This window comes from Variovorax sp. FW305-3-2-15-B-LB1 (assembly GCF_058787635.1).
The window spans coordinates 42281-60667 of the sequence record NZ_JBYSZY010000036.1 but is presented as its reverse complement, the minus strand read 5'-3'; the positions used below and the strand labels follow the sequence as shown (position 1 = coordinate 60667).

16 protein-coding genes are annotated in these 18387 nt (G+C 69.0%); 10 read left to right on the top strand and 6 right to left on the bottom strand.

Going from position 1 to position 18387, the window contains the following annotated elements:
* Positions 1-105 precede the first annotated feature (105 nt).
* From AC3WQR_RS21075 to xseB, 4 genes are all read right to left on the bottom strand, one after another.
* Positions 106-1185: a TRAP transporter substrate-binding protein gene (locus AC3WQR_RS21075; RefSeq protein WP_062468808.1), complete on the bottom strand. Its 1080-nt coding sequence runs from the start codon at positions 1183-1185 to the stop codon at positions 106-108.
* 130 nt (positions 1186-1315) lie between these two features.
* Entirely contained in the window at positions 1316-3160 is a 1845-nt protein-coding gene (gene dxs / locus AC3WQR_RS21070; protein ID WP_159277877.1) for a 1-deoxy-D-xylulose-5-phosphate synthase, read from the bottom strand.
* 22 nt (positions 3161-3182) lie between these two features.
* On the bottom strand, positions 3183-4097 hold the full coding sequence (locus AC3WQR_RS21065) for a polyprenyl synthetase family protein (RefSeq protein ID WP_062468814.1): 915 nt from the start codon (positions 4095-4097) through the stop codon (positions 3183-3185).
* An 11-nt stretch (positions 4098-4108) separates the two neighbouring features.
* Positions 4109-4375, bottom strand: a complete 267-nt coding sequence (gene xseB / locus AC3WQR_RS21060; protein WP_492743409.1) for an exodeoxyribonuclease VII small subunit — start codon at positions 4373-4375, stop codon at positions 4109-4111.
* A gap of 272 nt (positions 4376-4647) precedes the next feature.
* Here xseB and AC3WQR_RS21055 point away from each other — a divergent pair, with 272 nt between their 5' ends.
* From AC3WQR_RS21055 to AC3WQR_RS21020, 8 genes are all read left to right on the top strand, one after another.
* The gene (locus AC3WQR_RS21055) at positions 4648-5793 is read left to right on the top strand and encodes an aromatic ring-hydroxylating oxygenase subunit alpha (protein WP_139701876.1); all 1146 of its coding nucleotides are present in this window, start codon (positions 4648-4650) and stop codon (positions 5791-5793) included.
* A 58-nt stretch (positions 5794-5851) separates the two neighbouring features.
* The gene (locus tag AC3WQR_RS21050) at positions 5852-6784 is read left to right on the top strand and encodes a DMT family transporter (protein ID WP_062468822.1); all 933 of its coding nucleotides are present in this window, start codon (positions 5852-5854) and stop codon (positions 6782-6784) included.
* 53 nt (positions 6785-6837) lie between these two features.
* Positions 6838-7746, top strand: coding sequence for a sulfurtransferase (locus AC3WQR_RS21045; RefSeq protein WP_492743408.1), 909 nt, complete (start codon positions 6838-6840; stop codon positions 7744-7746).
* The gene (locus AC3WQR_RS21040; RefSeq protein WP_492743407.1) at positions 7743-8333 is read left to right on the top strand and encodes a DUF2796 domain-containing protein; all 591 of its coding nucleotides are present in this window, start codon (positions 7743-7745) and stop codon (positions 8331-8333) included. Before AC3WQR_RS21045 ends, AC3WQR_RS21040 begins: the two co-directional genes overlap by 4 nt.
* Positions 8334-8337: 4 nt before the next feature.
* Positions 8338-9084, top strand: coding sequence for an ABC transporter ATP-binding protein (locus AC3WQR_RS21035; RefSeq protein WP_492743405.1), 747 nt, complete (start codon positions 8338-8340; stop codon positions 9082-9084).
* Entirely contained in the window at positions 9081-10343 is a 1263-nt protein-coding gene (locus AC3WQR_RS21030; RefSeq protein WP_492743403.1) for an ABC transporter permease, read from the top strand. The genes AC3WQR_RS21035 and AC3WQR_RS21030 overlap by 4 nt, the downstream gene beginning before the upstream one ends.
* 2 nt (positions 10344-10345) lie before the next feature.
* On the top strand, positions 10346-10972 hold the full coding sequence (locus tag AC3WQR_RS21025) for a DUF3299 domain-containing protein (protein ID WP_070061814.1): 627 nt from the start codon (positions 10346-10348) through the stop codon (positions 10970-10972).
* Positions 10973-11160: 188 nt separating this feature from the next.
* Positions 11161-13551 carry a DUF3300 domain-containing protein gene (locus AC3WQR_RS21020; protein WP_492743402.1) on the top strand — a complete coding sequence of 797 codons (2391 nt, stop codon included), beginning with the start codon at positions 11161-11163 and terminating at the stop codon, positions 13549-13551.
* Between the two features lie 40 nt (positions 13552-13591).
* On the opposite strand, the gene AC3WQR_RS21015 is transcribed toward AC3WQR_RS21020, so the two are convergent.
* Positions 13592-14863, bottom strand: a complete 1272-nt coding sequence (locus AC3WQR_RS21015; protein WP_062468836.1) for a M20/M25/M40 family metallo-hydrolase — start codon at positions 14861-14863, stop codon at positions 13592-13594.
* Positions 14864-14999: 136 nt separating this feature from the next.
* On the opposite strand from AC3WQR_RS21015, the gene AC3WQR_RS21010 reads away from it, so the two are divergent.
* Together AC3WQR_RS21010 and AC3WQR_RS21005 are read left to right on the top strand one after the other, a co-directional pair.
* The gene (locus AC3WQR_RS21010; RefSeq protein WP_492743401.1) at positions 15000-15638 is read left to right on the top strand and encodes a class I SAM-dependent methyltransferase; all 639 of its coding nucleotides are present in this window, start codon (positions 15000-15002) and stop codon (positions 15636-15638) included.
* Positions 15639-15814: 176 nt separating this feature from the next.
* A complete protein-coding gene (locus AC3WQR_RS21005; protein ID WP_492743400.1) occupies positions 15815-17467 on the top strand; it encodes an ankyrin repeat domain-containing protein in 1653 nt (550 codons plus the stop codon).
* Between the two features lie 20 nt (positions 17468-17487).
* On the opposite strand, the gene AC3WQR_RS21000 is transcribed toward AC3WQR_RS21005, so the two are convergent.
* Positions 17488-18315 carry a sulfite exporter TauE/SafE family protein gene (locus AC3WQR_RS21000; RefSeq protein ID WP_492743398.1) on the bottom strand — a complete coding sequence of 276 codons (828 nt, stop codon included), beginning with the start codon at positions 18313-18315 and terminating at the stop codon, positions 17488-17490.
* Positions 18316-18387 lie beyond the last annotated feature (72 nt).

Below are 18387 nucleotides of genomic sequence, written 5' to 3'. Positions count from 1 at the left end.
GCCCTCCCCCGAGCCCGACCCCGCGTCCAAATGAAAAAGCCCCGCCGAAACCGGCGGGGCTTTTTCTTGTGAGGTGCGAAGCGCCGGGTTGCGGCGCCGCGTGCCTTACAGCTTCTGTTGTTGCATGAAGCGGTCGAAGGTGCCTTCGGTGTAGCGGAACCAGGCGTTCTGGTCGGCCAGGAACTTGGACCAGTCGCTGTAGATCTTCTTCCACTCGGGGTTGCTGTTGTTCAGGTCCGAGTAGATCTGCTGGGCCGACTTGAAGGCGGCGTTCATCACGTCCTGCGAGAACGGACGCAGCTTGGTGCCCGAGCCCACGAGCTGCTTGAGCGCGATCGGGTTCTTGGCGTCGTACTTGGCCGTCATCGTGATGTTGGCGTGCGCGGCAGCCGCTTCGACCACGGCCTTGAAATCGGCCGACAGGCTTTCCCATGCCTTGGTGTTGATGTAGAAGTCGAGCTCGGGGCCGCCTTCCCACCAGCCGGGGTAGTAGTAGAACGGGGCGATCTTGTTGAAGCCCAGCTTCTGGTCGTCGTACGGGCCGACCCATTCCAGGCCGTCGAGCGTGCCCTTTTCGAGCGCGGGGTACAGGTCGGCGCCGGGGATCGATTGCGGGATCACGCCGAAGGGCTCGAGCACCTTGCCTGCGAACGGGTTGGTGCGGAACTTCAGGCCCTTCAGGTCGGCGACCGACTTGATTTCCTTGCGGAACCAGCCGCCCATCTGCGCGCCCGTGTTGCCGCCCGGCAGGTTGATGATGTTGTACTTGGCGTAGAAGGCGCGCATCAGCTTCAGGCCGTTGCCTTCGTACATCCAGGCGTTCTGCTGGCGGGTGTTCATGCCGAAGGGCACGGCGCAACCCAGGCAGAAGGTCGGGTCCTTGCCGTAGAAGTAGTAAGGCGCCGTGTGCGCCATTTCGACCGCGCCGCTCTGGATGCCGTCGACCACGCCGAAGGCGGGCATCAGTTCGCCGCCCGCATGCACGGAGATCTGGAACTTGCCGCCCGTCATGTCGCTCACGCTCTTCGAGAACACCTCGGCGGTGCCGAAGATGGTGTCCAGCGACTTGGGAAAGCTCGATGCGAGACGCCAGCGAACGGTGGCTTGCGCGTGAACCGCGGGCGCGATGCCGGCAGCCAGAACGCCCGCGATGCCGGCGTTTTTGATGAGGGAACGACGATCCATTGAATTCACTCCGAGTGCTTTGGAAAAAACAAAACGCGGCTTGTGACCGCGTCAGGGACTTTTGTGAGTCCTTTTGATTGTAAAAACGCGCTTACAGGTGGCCGGCGGGGGTTTACCCTGCGACCTCTTGTCAAACGAAGCGTTTCTTGATCGCGGCGGCAATGCCGTCGGCATCGAGGCCGATCGATGCGAGCAGCTTGGCCGGATCGCCGTGCTCGATGAAGCGGTCGGGCAGGCCCAGTTGCAGCACCGGCTTCTGCACGCCGGCGGCCTGCAGGGCCTCGACCACCGCACTGCCCGCGCCGCCCATGATGGCGCCCTCTTCGAGCGTGACGAGCGCGTCGTGCGTGCCCGCCACCTGCAGCAGCAACTCGACGTCGAGCGGCTTGGCCCAGCGCATGTTGACCACGGTGGCATCGAGCGACTCGGCCGCGGTGAGCGCCGGGTACAGCAAGGTGCCGAAGGCAAGGATGGCGATGCGTTGGCCTTCGCGGCGGACCTCGCCCTTGCCGAAGGGCAGCGCGTCGAGCGTGAGGTGCGGCGTGGTGCCAGCGCCCGCGCCGCGCGGGTAGCGCACGGCCACCGGGTGGTTCTGTTCGTAAGCGCTCGTCAGCAGCTGGCGGCACTCGCGCTCGTCGGCCGGGCAGGCGATGCTCATGTTGGGAATGCAGCGCAGGAACGGGATGTCGTACGCGCCCGCGTGCGTGGCGCCGTCGGCGCCCACGAGGCCCGCGCGGTCGAGCGCGAACACCACGGGCAGGTTCTGGATCGCCACGTCGTGGATCAGCTGGTCGTAGGCGCGCTGCAGGAAGGTCGAGTAGATCGCCACCACGGGCTTCAGGCCCTCGCAGGCCAGGCCGGCCGCGAAGGTGACGGCGTGCTGCTCGGCAATGCCGACGTCGTAGTAGCGGTCAGGGAAGCGCTTCTCGAACTCCACGAGCCCCGAGCCTTCGCGCATCGCGGGCGTGATGCCCACGAGGCGGCCGTCGTGCGCGGCCGTGTCGCACAGCCACTGGCCGAAGACCTGCGTGAAGGTCTGCTTGGCCGCCGTGGTCGACTTGACCAGCCCGACCTGCGGATCGAACTTGCCCGGGCCGTGGTAGGCCACCGGGTCGGCCTCGGCCAGCTTGTAGCCCTGCCCTTTTTTCGTGACCACGTGCAGGAACTGCGGGCCGTCCAGGTGCTTGAGGTTCTCGAGCGTGGGCACCAGCGAGTCGATGTCGTGGCCGTCGATGGGGCCGACGTAGTTGAAGCCGAACTGCTCGAACAGCGTGGCCGGCACGACCATGCCCTTGGCATGCTGCTCCAGGCGCTTGGCCAGCTCGAACAGCGGCGGCGCATTGCGCAGCACGCTCTTGCCGACGCTCTTGGCGGCGGCGTAGAAGTTGCCGCTCATGAGCTGCGCGAGGTAGCGGTTGAGCGCGCCCACCGGCGGGCTGATCGACATGTCGTTGTCGTTCAGGATGACCAGCAGCTTGCAGTCGCACACGCCCGCGTTGTTGAGCGCCTCGAAGGCCATGCCGGCCGTGAGCGCGCCGTCGCCGATGATGGCCACGGCATGGCGCTTCTCGCCCTTCTGCTTGGCGGCCATGGCCATGCCGAGCGCGGCCGAGATGCTGGTCGACGAGTGGGCGGTGCCGAAGGTGTCGTACTCGCTCTCGGTGCGCTGCGGAAAGCCCGAGATGCCGCCGAGCTGGCGCAACGTGGGCATGCGCTCGCGCCGGCCCGTGAGGATCTTGTGCGGGTAGGTCTGGTGGCCCACGTCCCACACCAGCCGGTCGTGCGGCGTGTTGAACACATGGTGCAGCGCCACCGTCAGCTCGACCGTGCCGAGGTTGGAGCTCAGGTGGCCGCCGGTGCGCGAGACGTTGTCGAGCACGCAGGCGCGCACCTCGTCGGACAGCTGCTTGAGCTGGGCCCGGTCGTACTGGCGGATCGGCGAAGGGTCGTGGAGAGTGGGAAGCAGCGGAGCCATGGAGGTGGGTTCTTTTTTCTTCTCAGCGGTCGCGGTCGACCACCATGTGGGCCAGGGCGCGCAATGCGGCAGTGTCGGGCAGGCCGCTCTTGTTCAGCGCGGCGATGGCATCGGCGAGCAGCTGGCTCGCCTGCGCGCGCGCGCCGTCCAGGCCGAGCAGCGACACGTAGGTGGGCTTGTCGGCCGCGGCATCCTTGCCGGCGGTCTTGCCCAGGGTTTGCGAGTCGGCGGTGACGTCGAGGATGTCGTCGACCACCTGGAACGCCAGGCCGATGGCGGCGCCGTAGTCGCGCAGTGCGGCCAGCGCGGCCGGCGACACGGTGCCGCAGGCGGCGCCCATCTCGACGCTGCCCTGCAGTAGCGCGCCGGTCTTCAGGCGGTGCATTTCGCGCAGCTGGGTTTCGTTCAGTGCGATGCCGACGCTGGCCAGGTCGATGGCCTGGCCGCCGGCCATGCCCTGGCTGCCAGCGGCGCGCGCCAGCAGGCGGCACAGCAGGGCCTGCATGGCCGCGGGCACCTCGTCGCCTTCGGGCGCGAGCAGTTCGAAGGCCAGCGCCTGCAGCGCGTCGCCCGCGAGCAATGCGTCGGCTTCGCCGAACTTCACGTGCACGGTGGGCTTGCCGCGACGCAGCACGTCGTTGTCCATGCACGGCAGGTCGTCGTGCACCAGCGAATAGGCGTGGATGAGTTCGGTGGCGCAGGCCGCTCGCAGCGCGGCGTGGGCGTTGCCGCCGACCGCTTCATTGGCCGCGAGCACCAGCAGCGGCCGCAGCCGCTTGCCGCCGTCGAGCACGGCATAGCGCATGGCGTCACCCAGCAGCACCGGCGCATCGACGCCGACCCAGCGCGACAGCGCCGCTTCGACCGTGGCCAGATGGGGCTCGGCCCAGTTGGCCAGCGTCTTCGCGTCCCAGGGGGTGGTGGCGGTGGAAGTCATCGGGACGGCGCTCATTCGGCCGTCCAGGGCTTGAGGCTGCCCGCGTCGAGCACCTTGATCTGGTCCTCGACCGCCTGCAGCTTGTCGCGGCAGAAGCCGAGCAATGCGGCGCCGCGCTGGTAGCTGCCCAGCAGCTGGTCCAGCGGGAGCTGGCCCGATTCGAGTTCTGCAACCAGTTGTTCCAGTTCCTGGAGCCCGGCTTCGTAGCTGGCGGGCAGCGGCCCGGTGTCGGGCGTGACCGCCGGGCTGGTCGTGGAAGGAGAAGGCACCTTGGGCATGCAACGAATCGTGGATGAAACGGAACATTTTAGGGCGGGGGCGCAACGAACCGCCGGGCAGCCTGCGCACGCGCGCGCGACCCTTTGCAACACCCTGTATGACGCCCGGGGATGCGGGGCCAAAACCCGGCGGGCGCAAAAATGCCCCGCGGGTACAATCCCCGCTTCCCCCGCCGGTCACGCTGGCACACCTCTTCGGGCCGTCACCCTTGCAGACGGCGCCTTCCGTTTTTTCTTTTTTTCTCCCTGTGGGGAGCTTGGTCAGGTCCTCCATGTCTGATTTAAGTCTTCAACTGCAGCAGGCCGCGAGCCAACTTCCAGTTACCGCGTATTTCGACGAGGCCTTGTACGCCCGCGAAATGCAGAACCTTTTCGCGCGAGGGCCCCGCTACGTCGGGCACCGACTGGCCGTGCCCGAGCCGGGTGACTTCCACACCCTGCCGCAAGAGCACCAGGGCCGCGCGCTGGTCCACACGCCCAAGGGCGTGGAGCTCATCTCGAACGTCTGCCGCCACCGCCAGGCCCTGATCCTGCAGGGCCGCGGCCAGCTCGACACCCAGACCGGCGGCAACATCGTCTGCCCGCTGCACCGCTGGACCTACGCCGCGAAAGATGCGCGCACCACCGGCACGCTGATCGGCGCCCCGCATTTCGACCAGGACCCGTGCCTGAACCTGCACAACTACCCGCTCACCGAATGGAACGGTCTTCTGTTCGAGAAGAACGCCGACGGCAGCGGCCGTGACGTGGCGGCCGACATGGCGGGCCTGGGCCCGCAGGCCGACCTCGACTTCTCGGGCTACGCGCTCGACCGCGTCGAGCTGCACGAGTGCAACTACAACTGGAAGACCTTCATCGAGGTCTACCTCGAGGACTACCACGTCGGCCCGTTCCACCCCGGCCTGGGCAGCTTCGTCACCTGCGACGACCTGCGCTGGGAGTTCAAGCCCGAGTTCTCGGTGCAGACGGTGGGCGTGGCCAACCGCCTGGGCCGCGCGGGCAGCCCGGTCTACCAGAAGTGGCAGGAGCAACTGCTCAAGTATCGCGACGGCAAGCCGCCGAAGTACGGCGCGATCTGGCTCACCTACTACCCGCACGTGATGATCGAGTGGTACCCGCACGTGCTCACCGTGTCGACGCTGCACCCGGTGAGCCCGACCAAGACGCTCAACATGGTCGAGTTCTTCTACCCCGAGGAAATCGTCGCCTTCGAGCGCGAATTCGTCGAGGCCCAGCAGGCCGCCTACATGGAAACCTGCGTGGAAGACGACGAGATCGCCGAGCGCATGGACGCCGGCCGCCGCGCGCTCATGCTGCGCGGCGACAACGAAACCGGCCCCTACCAGAGCCCCATGGAAGACGGCATGCAGCAGTTCCACGAGTGGTACCGCAACGCGATGCAACAACCACGCGCCTGAACGCCGCCCCGCCCCGCACCCGCCGGGGCTTTCTTTTTTCTGATCTGGATGTCAATCGATGCAAGCGCTGTGGATGGTGCTCGGGGCCTTTCTGTTCGCCACCATGAGCGTGGTCGTGAAGGTGGCCTCCGAATGGTTCAACAGCGGTGAGATGGTCCTGGGGCGCGGCCTCATCGGCATCGTGTTTCTCTGGCTGCTGGCGCGCAACCGCGGCACCTCGCTCGCCACGAAATACCCCGGCATGCACGCCTGGCGCAGCACCATCGGCGTGGTGTCGCTGGGCGCGTGGTTCTACGCCATCGCCCACATGCCGCTGGCCACGGCCGTCACGCTCAACTACATGAGCAGCGTGTGGGTGGCGGCCTTCCTGGTCGGCGGCGCGCTGCTGGCCTGGGTGCCGGTGCCCGGGCGCGACGGCCGCATCGAGCGCCCGCCGCTGCAGGGCCCGCTGGTGATGACGGTGCTCGCGGGCTTTGCCGGCGTGGTGCTCATGCTCAAGCCCACGGTGGGCGGCGGCGACGGCTTCGCGGGCATGCTGGGCCTGCTGTCGGGCGTCACGGCCGCCTTTGCCTACATGCAGGTGGTGGCGCTGTCGCGCATCGGCGAGCCCGAGCTGCGCACGGTCTTCTATTTCGCGGTCGGCTCGGCCGTGGCCGGCGCCTTCGCCACGGCCGCGACCGGGTTTTCGGGCGGCAGTTCGTGGACGTGGCAGCATGCGCTGTGGCTGCTGCCGATCGGCCTCTTGGCCGCCCTCGGACAGCTGTGCATGACCCGCGCCTACGCCACCGCCAAGACCCAGGCCGGCACACTGGTGGTGGCGAACCTGCAATATTCGGGCATCGTGTTCGCGGCCTTCTACAGCGTGGTGCTGTTCGACGACCGCATCGACGCCGCCGGCTGGGCCGGCATGGCGCTGATCATCGCCAGCGGCATCGCGGCCACCGTGCTGCGCCAGCGGGCCGTGCCGAAGGCGCCGGCCGAGGAACACTGAACGCAGCAGCCACGGCACTTGTCGCCGAACCATTTTTCGAAGGAGCTCCCGCCATGTACACCACCCTCATCTCCGTCGAACAACTCAGGCAACTGCGCGAGGGCGACTCGCCCCTCATGGTGTTCGACTGCAGCTTCGACCTCATGAAGCCCGAGGCCGGCGCGCAGCTGTATGCCGCCGCGCACATCCCGGGCGCGCAGTACGCCAACCTGGACACCGACCTCAGCGCCAAGCATGGCCTGCCCGGCGCGCGCGGCGACGTGGTGGTGGCGCAGGACGACGGCGTGCCTGCCTCGGGCGGGCGCCATCCGCTGCCCAGCCGCGAGAAGTTCGCGGCCTGGCTGTCGTCGGTGGGTTTCTCCAACACGATGCAGGCCGTGGTGTACGACCGCAACGGCGCCAACTACTGCGGGCGCCTGTGGTGGATGCTCAAGTGGATGGGCCACGACGCCGTGGCCGTGCTCGACGGCGGCCTGCAGACCTGGCAGGCCGCGGGCGGCGAAGTGACCGACCGCGAGGAGCCCGCGCGCTTCCAGTCGAATTTCGTACAGGGCGAGCCGATCGCCAGGCTCGTGACCACCGACACCGTGGTGCGCCGGCTCGGCCAACCTGACCAGCAGCTGATCGACGCGCGTGCCGGTGCACGTTACCGCGGCGAGGTGGAACCTCTGGACCCGATCGCGGGTCACATCCCCGGGGCCCTGAACCGGCCCTTCGCCGACAACATCGGTCCCGACGGCAAGTTCAAGCCCGCCGCGCAACTGCGCGCCGAGTTCGAAGCGCTGCTCGCGGGGCGCGATGCGGCGACCGTCGTCCACCAGTGCGGCAGCGGCGTGAGCGCCGTGCCCAACCTGCTCGCGATGCAGATCGCGGGGTTCGGGACGACCGCGCTCTATGCCGGCAGCTGGAGCGAATGGAGCAACACGCCGGGGCTGCCGACCCGGCAAGGCGCAGAACCATGATGCACACCCTGCACACCCGACTTCGACGCACGTCGTCCGGCTTCGCACTGACCGCCGCCGCGCTGTTCGCGGCCGCCATCCTTCCCGCACAAGCGCAACAACAGCACGCGCATGTGCACGGCCAGCTCAAGCTCGACGTGGCCATCGACGGGCCCACCATCGTGATCGCCATGGAATCGCCGCTGGACAACATCGTCGGCTTCGAGCGCGCGCCCAAGACCGACGCCGAGAAGAAGACCGTCGAAGCCGCCATCGCCCAGTTGCGCGCGGCCGACAAGCTCTTCACCATCGACCCCGCCGCCAACTGCAAGCTCGGCCCCGTCGACCTGCGCTCCGGCGCGCTCGGCCTGGGCAACCCCGACCCCGCCGAATCGGGCGGGCACGCGGACCTCGACGCCTCTTTCTCCTTCAACTGCACCCAGGCCGCCGCCGCGAAGTTCATCGACGTGAACCTGTTCGCGGCCTTCAAGGGCGCACGCCAGATCGACGTGCAGATCGCCACTGCGCAAGGCCAGTTCAAGCGCCAGCTGAAGCGCCCGGGCGGCGCGCAGGCGGCGCAGCCTTCCCGCCTGACGCTGGGTAAGTGACAGCGTGAGCACCCTCCCGCAGGCCGAGACCACGCACTTGCGCGTCGTGCTCGCCGCCGACGCCCTGCGCTTCACCTGGCCCGGCGTGAAGACACCCTGCATCGACATCGAGGCCCTGCGCATCACGGCGGGTGAGTCCGTGTTCCTGCACGGCCCGAGCGGCTGCGGCAAGAGCACGCTGCTGTCGCTGCTGGCCGGCGTGCTGGTGGCCGACGAAGGCCGCGTCACGCTGCTGGGCCACGACTGGGCCAAGCTCTCGGGCACGCAGCGCGACCGCGCCCGCGTGGCGCACGTGGGCTACATCTTCCAGCAGTTCAACCTGCTGCCCTACCTGAGCGTGCTCGACAACGTGCTGCTGCCCTGCCGCTTCTCGGCGCGGCGCGAGGCGCAGGCCGCGCGCAACGGCAGCTCGCGCGACGAAGCCGAACACCTGCTCGACCAGATGGGCCTGGACCGCGCGCTGTGGAAGCGCCAGGCGCTGCAGCTCTCGGTGGGCCAGCAGCAGCGCGTGGCCGCGGCGCGCGCGCTCATCGGCCAGCCCGAGGTCGTGATCGCCGACGAGCCCACCTCCGCGCTCGACGAAGACCGGCGCGAAGCCTTTCTCGACGTGCTGCTCACGGCCTGCGCCGTGAACCACAGCGCGCTCGTGTTCGTGAGCCATGACCAGCGCATCGCGCCACGCTTCGCGCGGCACGTGCTGCTGCCGGAGATCAACCGTGCGGCGTCGAGCGCGATGGCGGTGGACGCATGAGAGCTCTCTTCTCCATCGCGTGGCGCAGCGCCTGGAACCGCCGCTTCACGCTCGCGCTGACGGTGTTCTCGATCGCGCTGTCGACCTTCCTGCTGCTGGGCGTGGAGCGCATCCGCACCGAACTGCGCGAGAACTTCGCGTCGTCGGTCTCGGGCACCGACCTCATCGTGGGCGCGCGCACCGGCTCCACGCAGCTGCTGCTGTATTCGGTGTTCCGCATCGGCGCGGCCACCAACAACATCTCGTGGAAGAGCGTGCAGGCGCTGCAGGCGCACCCCGGTGTCGACTGGGTGGTGCCGCTGTCGCTGGGCGACTCGCACCGCGGCTTCTCGGTGCTCGCCACCACGCCCGAGTACTTCACGCACTTCCGCTACGGCGACCGCCAGACGCTCAAGCTGCGCGAAGGCAAGCCCTTCGACGCGCTGTTCGATGCCGTGGTTGGTGCCGAGGTGGCCGACAAGCTCGGCTACCACGTGGGCCAGAAGATCACGCTCGCCCACGGCAGCGGCGAACTCAACGTGGCCGAGCATGCCGACAAGCCCTTCACCGTGGTGGGCGTGCTCGCGCGCACCGGCACGCCGGTCGACCGCACGGTGCACATCGGCCTGGCGGCGATGGAAGCCATCCACCTCGAATGGGTGGGCGGCGCGCCGATGCCGGGCGTGAAGATTCCGGCCGAGCAGGTGCGCAAGTTCGACCTCACGCCCAAGAACGTGACGGCCGCGCTCGTGGGCCTGAAGAACCGCGCCGCCGTGTTCGGCGTGCAGCGCTGGATCTCCACCCACACCGGCGAACCGCTGATGGCCATCCTGCCCGGCGTGGCGCTCGACGAGCTGTGGAGCGTGATCGGCATCGGCGAGAACGCGCTGCTGCTGATGTCGGCCCTGGTCGCGCTCGTGAGCCTGGCGGGGCTGGTGTCGGTGGTGATGGCGGGCCTGAACGAACGCCGCCGCGAGCTCGCCGTGCTGCGCGCCGTGGGCGCGGGCCTGCGCCATGTGCTGGCGCTACTGGCGCTCGAAGGCGCGCTGGTCACCGTGCTGGGCGTGCTGCTGGGCGTGACCATGGCGGTGCTCGGCATCGCCCTGCTCTCGCCATGGCTGCAGGCGCAGTTCGGGCTGACGCTGAGCCTGTCCGAACCTACACTGAACGAATGGCTGCTGACGGCGAGCTTGCTGGTCGCCGGCTGGCTCGCGAGCCTGCTGCCCGGCATCCGGGCCTATCGACTGTCGCTGGCCGACGGCCTTTCTCCGAGAATCTGACCATGACGAAGACCTCCACACCCCGCGTGCTCACCGCCCTGTCGATGCTGCTGGCCGGCGCCGGCCTCGCAGCCGCCGCCTGGGCCGCCGAGCCCGCACCGAAGGACACCACCGCGACCAACCCGCTGGGCGGCAAGCCGGCCGCCACCGCGCCCCAGGCCGCGGCGGGCCAGCCGCGCCAGATCAGCTGGGAAGAGCTGGTGCCCAAGGACTGGGACCCGGCCAAGGCCTTCAAGGGCATCGACCTGAGCACGCTCGACGACGGTGACCCGCGCGCCAACGAGCTGCTGATGAAGATGCAGGAGGTGTCGAACAACGCGCCCACCAACCCCGCGCTCAACGGCGTGGAAGTGAAGATCCCCGGCTTCATCGTGCCGCTCGAAGAGGCCAAGGGCGAGGTCACCGAGTTCCTGCTCGTGCCCTACTTCGGCGCCTGCATCCACACGCCGCCGCCGCCGGCCAACCAGATCCTGCACGTCATTCCGCAAAAGGGCGCCAAGTTCCGCGCCATGGACACCGTGTGGGTCACCGGCAAGCTGCAGACGCTGCGCAACGACTCGATGATGGGCGTGAGCGGCTACCACGTGAAGGCCAGCAGCGTCACCAAGTACTCGGGCGGCGCCAAGTAACGACAAAGAGGTCTTTCCCCGGGCGATCGCCACGTCGCCCGGTGGTCTCGTGGTCCTGCGCCGACAGCACAGGCGGCGCACCGCCGACACAGACCGTTGCATCCGGGGCGCAGGCTGTGTCATCGCCTGCTCTGGCCCGCCGTTGAAGGAGTTCCGGGCACCCTGCCGGCGTCTTCAGGACATGCCAGATGACACCCTCTCCCCACCGCCCCCTCCTTCAGCGGCGCCTCATGGCTTCGCTGTGCGTCGCAGCGTTGTTCGTTGCAGGCTGCGACAAGCCCGCACCACCGCCTCCCGCCGCTGAAGCACCGGCCACCCAGGCACCAGCCCCCGCGCCCGTCGCCGCGCCGGTGCCGGCCGCCTACACGCCGCCTTCGGCCGAGCAGCTCTACCAGTTGGTCGCGCCCATCGCGCTGTACCCCGACAAGCTCGTCGCGCAGATCCTGGCCGGAGCCACCTACCCCGATCAGATCACCGCGGCCCACGGCTGGTTGCAGCAGAACCCCACGCTCAAGGCCGGCCCGCTCGCCGACGCCGCCAACCAGCAGCCGTGGGACCCGAGCGTGAAGTCGCTCACCGCGTTCTGGCCCGTGATGGACCAGATGGCCGGCAACATCGCGTGGACCACCTCGCTGGGCAAGGCCTACTACAACGACCCGGCCGACGTGATGAACGCGATCCAGGTGATGCGCCAGCGCGCATCGAAGGCCGGCCGCCTCAAGAACAACGACAAGCTGCGCGTGGCGCGCGCCGCGACGCCGCCCAACTACACGCCCGCGCCCGACATGCAGCCGATGTACGCGGGCCCCCTGGTGATCGAACCGCCCGAGGAGCTCATCACCATCGAGCCCGTGCAGCCCGACGTGGTGTACGTGCCGCGCTACGACCCTCAAGTGGTGTACGACATGCCCGTGGCCGTCTACCCCGGCTATGCCTATGCACCGCCGCCGGTGGTGGTCGAGCCCGGCTACAGCCGTGGCCAGGTGGCCGCAGTGGGCGCGCTGGCCTTCGGCAGCGGCGTGATCGTCGGCTCGGCGCTGGAGCGCCACGGCTGGGGCTGGAACGCCTGGAACATGAACTGGGGCGCGCCGCGCTGGCGCGACCGCGCGGCACCGCCGCCACCGGCCTACCGGCCTGCGGTGGTCTACAACAACAGCACGTATGTCTCGCGCTCGACCACGGTGGTCAACAACGTGCGCAACGTCTACAACAACAACTACGCAGGCGATCGCAGCGGCCCGCCGACCGGTGCGGCGACATGGCAAGCGGCGCAGCAGCAAGAGCAGCGGCAACAACAGGCGCGTGCCCAGCAGCAGCAGCAACAACAAGCGCTGATGCAGCAGCAGGCAGCCCAGAACCAGGTGCGCGAGCAACAGCAGGCCCAACAGGAACAGGCTCGGCGCCAGCAACAGGTGCAGCAGGAACAGGCCTTGCGCCAGCGCCAGGACCAGCAGGAGCAGGCCCGTCGACAGCAGATGCAGCAGCAACAAGCGGCACAGAACCAGCAACGTCAACAACAGGCGCAGCAGGAGCAGGCACGGCGTCAGCAGCAGATGCAGCAGGACCAGGCCCTGCGCCAACGCCAGGATCAGCAGGAACAAGCCCGTCGCCAGCAGATGCAGCAACAGCAGGCCACGCAGGACCCGCAGCGTCAACAACAGGCCCAGCAGGAGCAGGCACGGCGCCAGCAGCAAGCGCAGCAGGAACAGGCACTGCGTCAGCGGCAAGACCCGCAAGAGCAAGCCCGTCGCCAACAGATGCAGCAACAGCAGGCCACGCAAGACCAGCAACGTCAACAACGGGCGCAGCAGGAACAGGCACGACGTCAGCAGCAAGCGCAACAGGAGCAGGCACTGCGTCAACGCCAGGACCCGCAGGACCAAGCCCGTCGCCAGCAGATGCAGCAGCAACAGCAACAGCAGGCCGCGCAAGACCAGCAGCGCCAACAACAGGCCCAGCAAGAGCAGGCGCGTCGCCAGCAGCAGGCGCAGCAGCAGGAACACGCGTTGCGCCAACAACGCCAGGACCCGCAGGAGCAGGGCCGCCGCCAACAGATGCAGCAGCAACAGGCACAACAGGAGCAGCTACGTCGCCAGCAGGAACAGCAGCAGGCCCAGGCCGCCCAGCAACAGCAACGGCAGGCGCAGCAGGAACAGGCCCGGCGCGCGCAACAAATGCAGCAGCAGGCTCAACAGGAACAGGCCCAGCGAGCGCAGCAGATGCAGCAACAGGTTCAACAGGAGCAGGCGCGTCGCCAGCAGCAGTTGCAACAGCAACAACAGGCGCAGGCCCAGGCCGCACAACAGCAACGCCAGGCCCAGATGGAACAGGCGCGCCAGATGCAGATGCAACAGCAGCAAGCCGCCCAGGCCCAGCAACGCCAGCAACAGGAGCAGATGCAGCGCCAGCAGATGCAGCAACAACAGCAGGCCGCGCAGAACCAGGCGCGCCAGCAGCAGCACCAGCAGGAACAGATGCAACGCCAGCAGGCGCAACAGCAGCAGGCGCAGGCTCAGGCCGCCGCAGCGGCTGCCGCAGCCCATCGCCGCCGCCCGGGCGATCCCAACGCACAGCAGTGACCCCGCGGCCCCTGCCGCGGGCGCACTGCGCGCTACAGACTCAGTTCTTGCCGATCTCGGTCAGCAGCCGCGTCACGAGGTACAGGCGCGGCACGATCGAGTCGACCTCGATGTACTCGTCGCGCGCGTGGTAGCCGAAACCCGCGAGGCCGAAGCTCTCGACCACCGTGGCCTTGCCCGAGCGGCCCGCGAAGCCCGCGTCGGTGCCGCCGCCGGTCATCGGCGTCAGCGCCAGTTCGCGGTCGAGCTCCTTGTAGATCGCCTGTGCCTTCTCGGCCAGCGCGCGGCCCTTGGCGCCCGCAACGAACGCCGGGCGGCCCACCTCGACCTTCACCGTGGTCTCGGTGTCGGGAATCAGCTTGCCGCTGGCGATCTTGGCCTGCAGCGCCTCGGTGAGTTTCTTCTCGGCACCGGGCTGCGTGATGCGGATGTCGCCCAGCGCCTGCGCCTTTTCGGTGATCTGGTTGATCGGGCCGGTGGCGCGCGCCACGGTCCAGTTCAGCGTCACGCCGGGGATGTCCTTGGCGAGGTCCTTGGTCTGCAGCATCTGGTACGACAGCTCGTACAGCGCGTTGCGGCCCAGCTCGGGCGCGGCGCCGGCGTGCGCCGCGCGGCCCTTCACCTCGAGCGTGGCCTGCGCGATGCCGGCCGCGCCGAGCAGCAGCGACTCGCCCTTGGCCACGGCCTTGGCGGCCGTCGGCTCGAAGGACAGCACGGTGTCGTGCAGGTCGGCCGTGGTGGCGATGAGTTCACCCGAGCCCACCGAGCCCACCTCTTCGTCGGGGTTCACGAGCACGGTGAGCGTGTCGTAGTCGCGCCAGCCCGCGTCGGCCAGGATCTTGAGCGACGCCATCATCACCGCGAGGCCGCCCTTGTCGTCGGCGATGCCCGGGCCGTAGATGCGGTTGCCGTCCACCTTGTAGGGCTGGCTGTTCAGGATGCCCGGCGCGTACACCGTGTCCATGTGGCCCTGCAGCATGATCTTGCGCTTGCCCGTGCCCTTGATCGTGCCGATGACGATGTCGGCGCCCGCGCCGGCCGAGGCCTTGCGGCGCTCCGTCTTGAAGCCGGCGGCCTTCAGGCGCCCTTCGATCACGTCGGCCATCTTCATCAGGCCCTCGACGTTCAGGCTGCCCGACTCGATGGACACCATCTCCTTCAGGTTGTCGATGACGGCGGGCTGTGCCTTCTCGGCAGCAGCGAGCAGCTTCGCATCGGGCGCCGCCTGCGCGGTGGCCACGGCGCCCAGCGCCAGGCCGCAGGCCAGGGCGACGGAACGCAGGGAGAAGAAAGACGAGGTACGCATGGTCATGAGAGTCTCTTTTCCTGGAGTGATTGGCGGGCGCCAGCATAGCGACATGGCGGGCGAAGCGGCGCAAATCGGCGACAGCGGCCGGGCGGCGGTTTACAGTGCGCCGCATCCTTCCACACGCCGCCTGTCCAAGACCATGAGCCTCGCGAACGACGCCAGATTCTGGGACCGCAGCTCGCGCCGCTACGCGAAGAGCGCCATCGCGGACGAGGCCGGCTACGCGCGCACGCTGGAGCGGACCCGCGCGCTCTTCAAGCCCGACGCGCGCGTGCTCGAGCTGGGCTGCGGCACCGGCACGACGGCCCTGCGCCTGGCGGGCCACGTTCGCGCGTACCTGGCGACGGACATCGCCGAAGGCATGATCGCCATCGCCGAAGAGAAGCACGCCGCCGCCCCGATCCCCGGCCTGGCGTTCCGCGTGGCGACCGCCGAGACGCTGGCACCGAACGAAGGCCCCTTCGACGTCGCCTTGGGCTTCAACTACCTCCACCTGGTGCGCGACCTGCCTGGCACGCTGCACCGCATCCACGCCCTGCTCGCGCCGCAGGGCCTGTTCATTTCCAAGACGCCCTGCCTCGGCGACATGACCCCGCTGCTGCGGCTGGCCTTGCTGCCCGCGATGCGCGCGATCGGGCTGGCGCCGCATGCCGGCGTGTTCCGGGCGACGGAGTTGGGGGCGCATCTGCAAGCCGCCGGCTTCGAGGTGCTTGCGAGCGAGAACCACGCGACGAAGGGAGGCGAGAACCGCCCCTTCATCGTGGCGCGCAAGCGGTGACCCGCACTTCGGCGCGCGGCGTCGCCCCGATCCGATCCGCTACCATCCGGGCCGCGGTGCAAGCCGCGCCCGGGCCCGCGGGAAGGGTTGAACCCACTTGCCTTCATCATGACGATCCACAGCCTTTTGTGCAGCCGGATTTGCGGGTCATCGGCGCCTGATGCACGGAGGTTTCCATGAAGCGCATTCCCGCCCGGCCCGACATCGGCCACCTGAAGAAGCAAGCCAAGGAACTGCTGGCGCTCTACCGCGGCAACGATCCCGCGGCCTTTCACCGGTTTCGCAGCGTCTTGCCGGCTGCGTCGGGCAAGACCGATGCCGCCCTCGCAGCCCAGGGCTTGCGCCTGCACGATGCCCAGTCGTGCGTGGCGCGCGAGTACGGCTTCGCCTCGTGGGCCGACCTGCAGGGCTTTGTGCTCGCCCGCAGGGCGCAGGCCGATGACCCGGCCAAAGCGGTGCTGCATTGGCTGCGCCTCGTGTACGCAGGCGACATCGCCGGCGGCACAAACCGCGCACGGCCCGCGGTGGCCTTGCGCATGCGCGACGAGAACCCTGCCCTTACGGCGACTGGCGACCCTTGGGTGGCCTGCGCCATCGGCGATGAAGCCGCGCTGCGCCACGCCACCGCGCAAGACCCGGCATGGGTCCATCGCGCGGGCGGCCCGCTGCAGCTGCCGCCGCTCGTCGCCGTCACGCACTCCGGCCTGATGCGACTGCCCGGCCATCGCGAACGCCTGCACGCGTGCGCGAAGTTTCTGCTCGAGGCCGGCGCGTCCCCCGATCAATCGGCCGGCAACCGCTGGCCTCCCGCATCGCTCGAAGCGCCGGCCGACACCGAGCGGCTTTCCGCGCTGTACGGCGCGGCCGGCCAGAACCACGACCCCGAACTGACGAAGCTGCTGCTCGACGCCGGGGCCGACCCGAACGACGGCGAATCGCTGTACCACTCGCTGGACCAGCCTGCCTGCACGAAGCTTCTGCTGGAAGCCGGCGCGCGCGTGACGGGTTCGAACGCGCTGTACCGGGTGCTCGACCTGGACGACGTCCAGACGCTGCGCCTCCTGCTCGCACACGGCGGCGATGCGAACGAGCCGCCGCAGGGCCCGCCCATCTCGGACTGGGGTTCGCCGCTGATGTGGGCCCTTCGCCGCCGCCGTTCACCGGCGCACATCGAGGCCTTGCTGGCCGCCGGCGCGCGACCGGACGTATTCACGCCGGATGGCACACCCGCGCACACCGTCGCATCGCGCTTCGGGCTGACGGAGGTCGCGCAGCTGCTGCAGGCAGCGAGCGGAGAAGAGGCACCGCTCTCCACCAGCGAGGCCTTCATCGCAGCATGCGCGCGCGGCGACGAAGCCACGGCGCGCGAGCTGCAGGCGCGGCACCCTGGCCTCATCGGCTCGCTCGACCCCACGCAGCTTCGCCTGCTGCCCGAGCTCGCCGCCCAGGGCTGCAGCGACGCGGTGAAGGCGATGGTGACGCTCGGCTGGCCACTCGAAGTCCGTGGCGGCGACTGGGACGCCTCGGCGCTCAACCACGCCGTGTTCTGCGGCGATGCGGCGCTCACCCGGTTCCTGCTCGAACGCGGTGCCGACTGGCAGGCGCCGCACGGCTTCGGCGACAACGCCTGCGGCACCTTGTCGTGGGCCTCGCTCAACGAGCCGGTCGAAGGCGGCGACTGGGTCGGCTGCGCCCAGGCCCTGGTGGCGCACGGCATGCCTCCCGCGCGGCCCGACCCGGAGAGTGCGGACGGTGTACTCATCGGTGCGCGGCGCGGCGTGTTCTCGGACGAGGTCACGGACTTCCTGCTGGGCGCATCGATGGCGTGAAGCGGGACGGTGCCGCGCGCTCAGCGCACCACCATCGCCCCGAACACCACGATCAACAAGGCCAGGTAGACCTTGGCGTGGACGCGGTCCGGAATGCGCCCGATCCACAGCGCGGCGACGCGGATGCCGATCCACGAACCCACCACGAGCGCCGCCGCCGCGCGCACGTCGACATACCCGACGTGCCACGGCCCGAACGCCGGCGTCGAGGTGGCGGACAGGGCCACGTAGGTGGCCGTGCCCGCCAGCGCCACCGGCAGTGACAGCGGGTTGGCCATGGCCGTCGCGCGGCTCATCTCGATGCCGCGACGGCGCATGAGCGGCACCGTCATCACGCTGCCGCCGACGCCGAGGAAGGCGGCAATCCAGCCGATCGCCAGGCCCGACAGCGTCGTGGCCGTGAGAGAGGGCGCCGCCCGGCTCACCACGGCTGGCGAAAGAAAGCCGGGCCGCAGCCAGCAGTCCACGATGGTCAGCGCCAGGTACGCGGCAAATGCCCAGCGCAGCCATTCCCCATGGACCGCGGTGGCGGCCATCGCACCCAGCACCGCGCCGGCACCGATGACGCCCAGCAGCGGCCGGATGTGCGACCAGTCCAGCGTCCCCGCTCGCTGATGGCGCCACGTGGCCAGCAGCGCGCTGAAGACCATCACGCAGGTGGACGTGGCCACCGCGATCTGCATGGCCGACTGCCCGACGGCGCTGTCGGCCGCATTCAGCTGGGACAGCAGCTGGTAGAGCAACGGGACCACGACGAATCCGCCGCCGAAACCGAACAGCACGGTGGTGACGCCCGTCAGGCATCCGCACACCACCAACATCACATACAACGACACAAGGCACTCCATCGACACGGAAAGAAACCCCGAGGCTAGAGTCCGAGGGCCTGGCGCGCTTGCGATGTTCGGTCAACAATATTT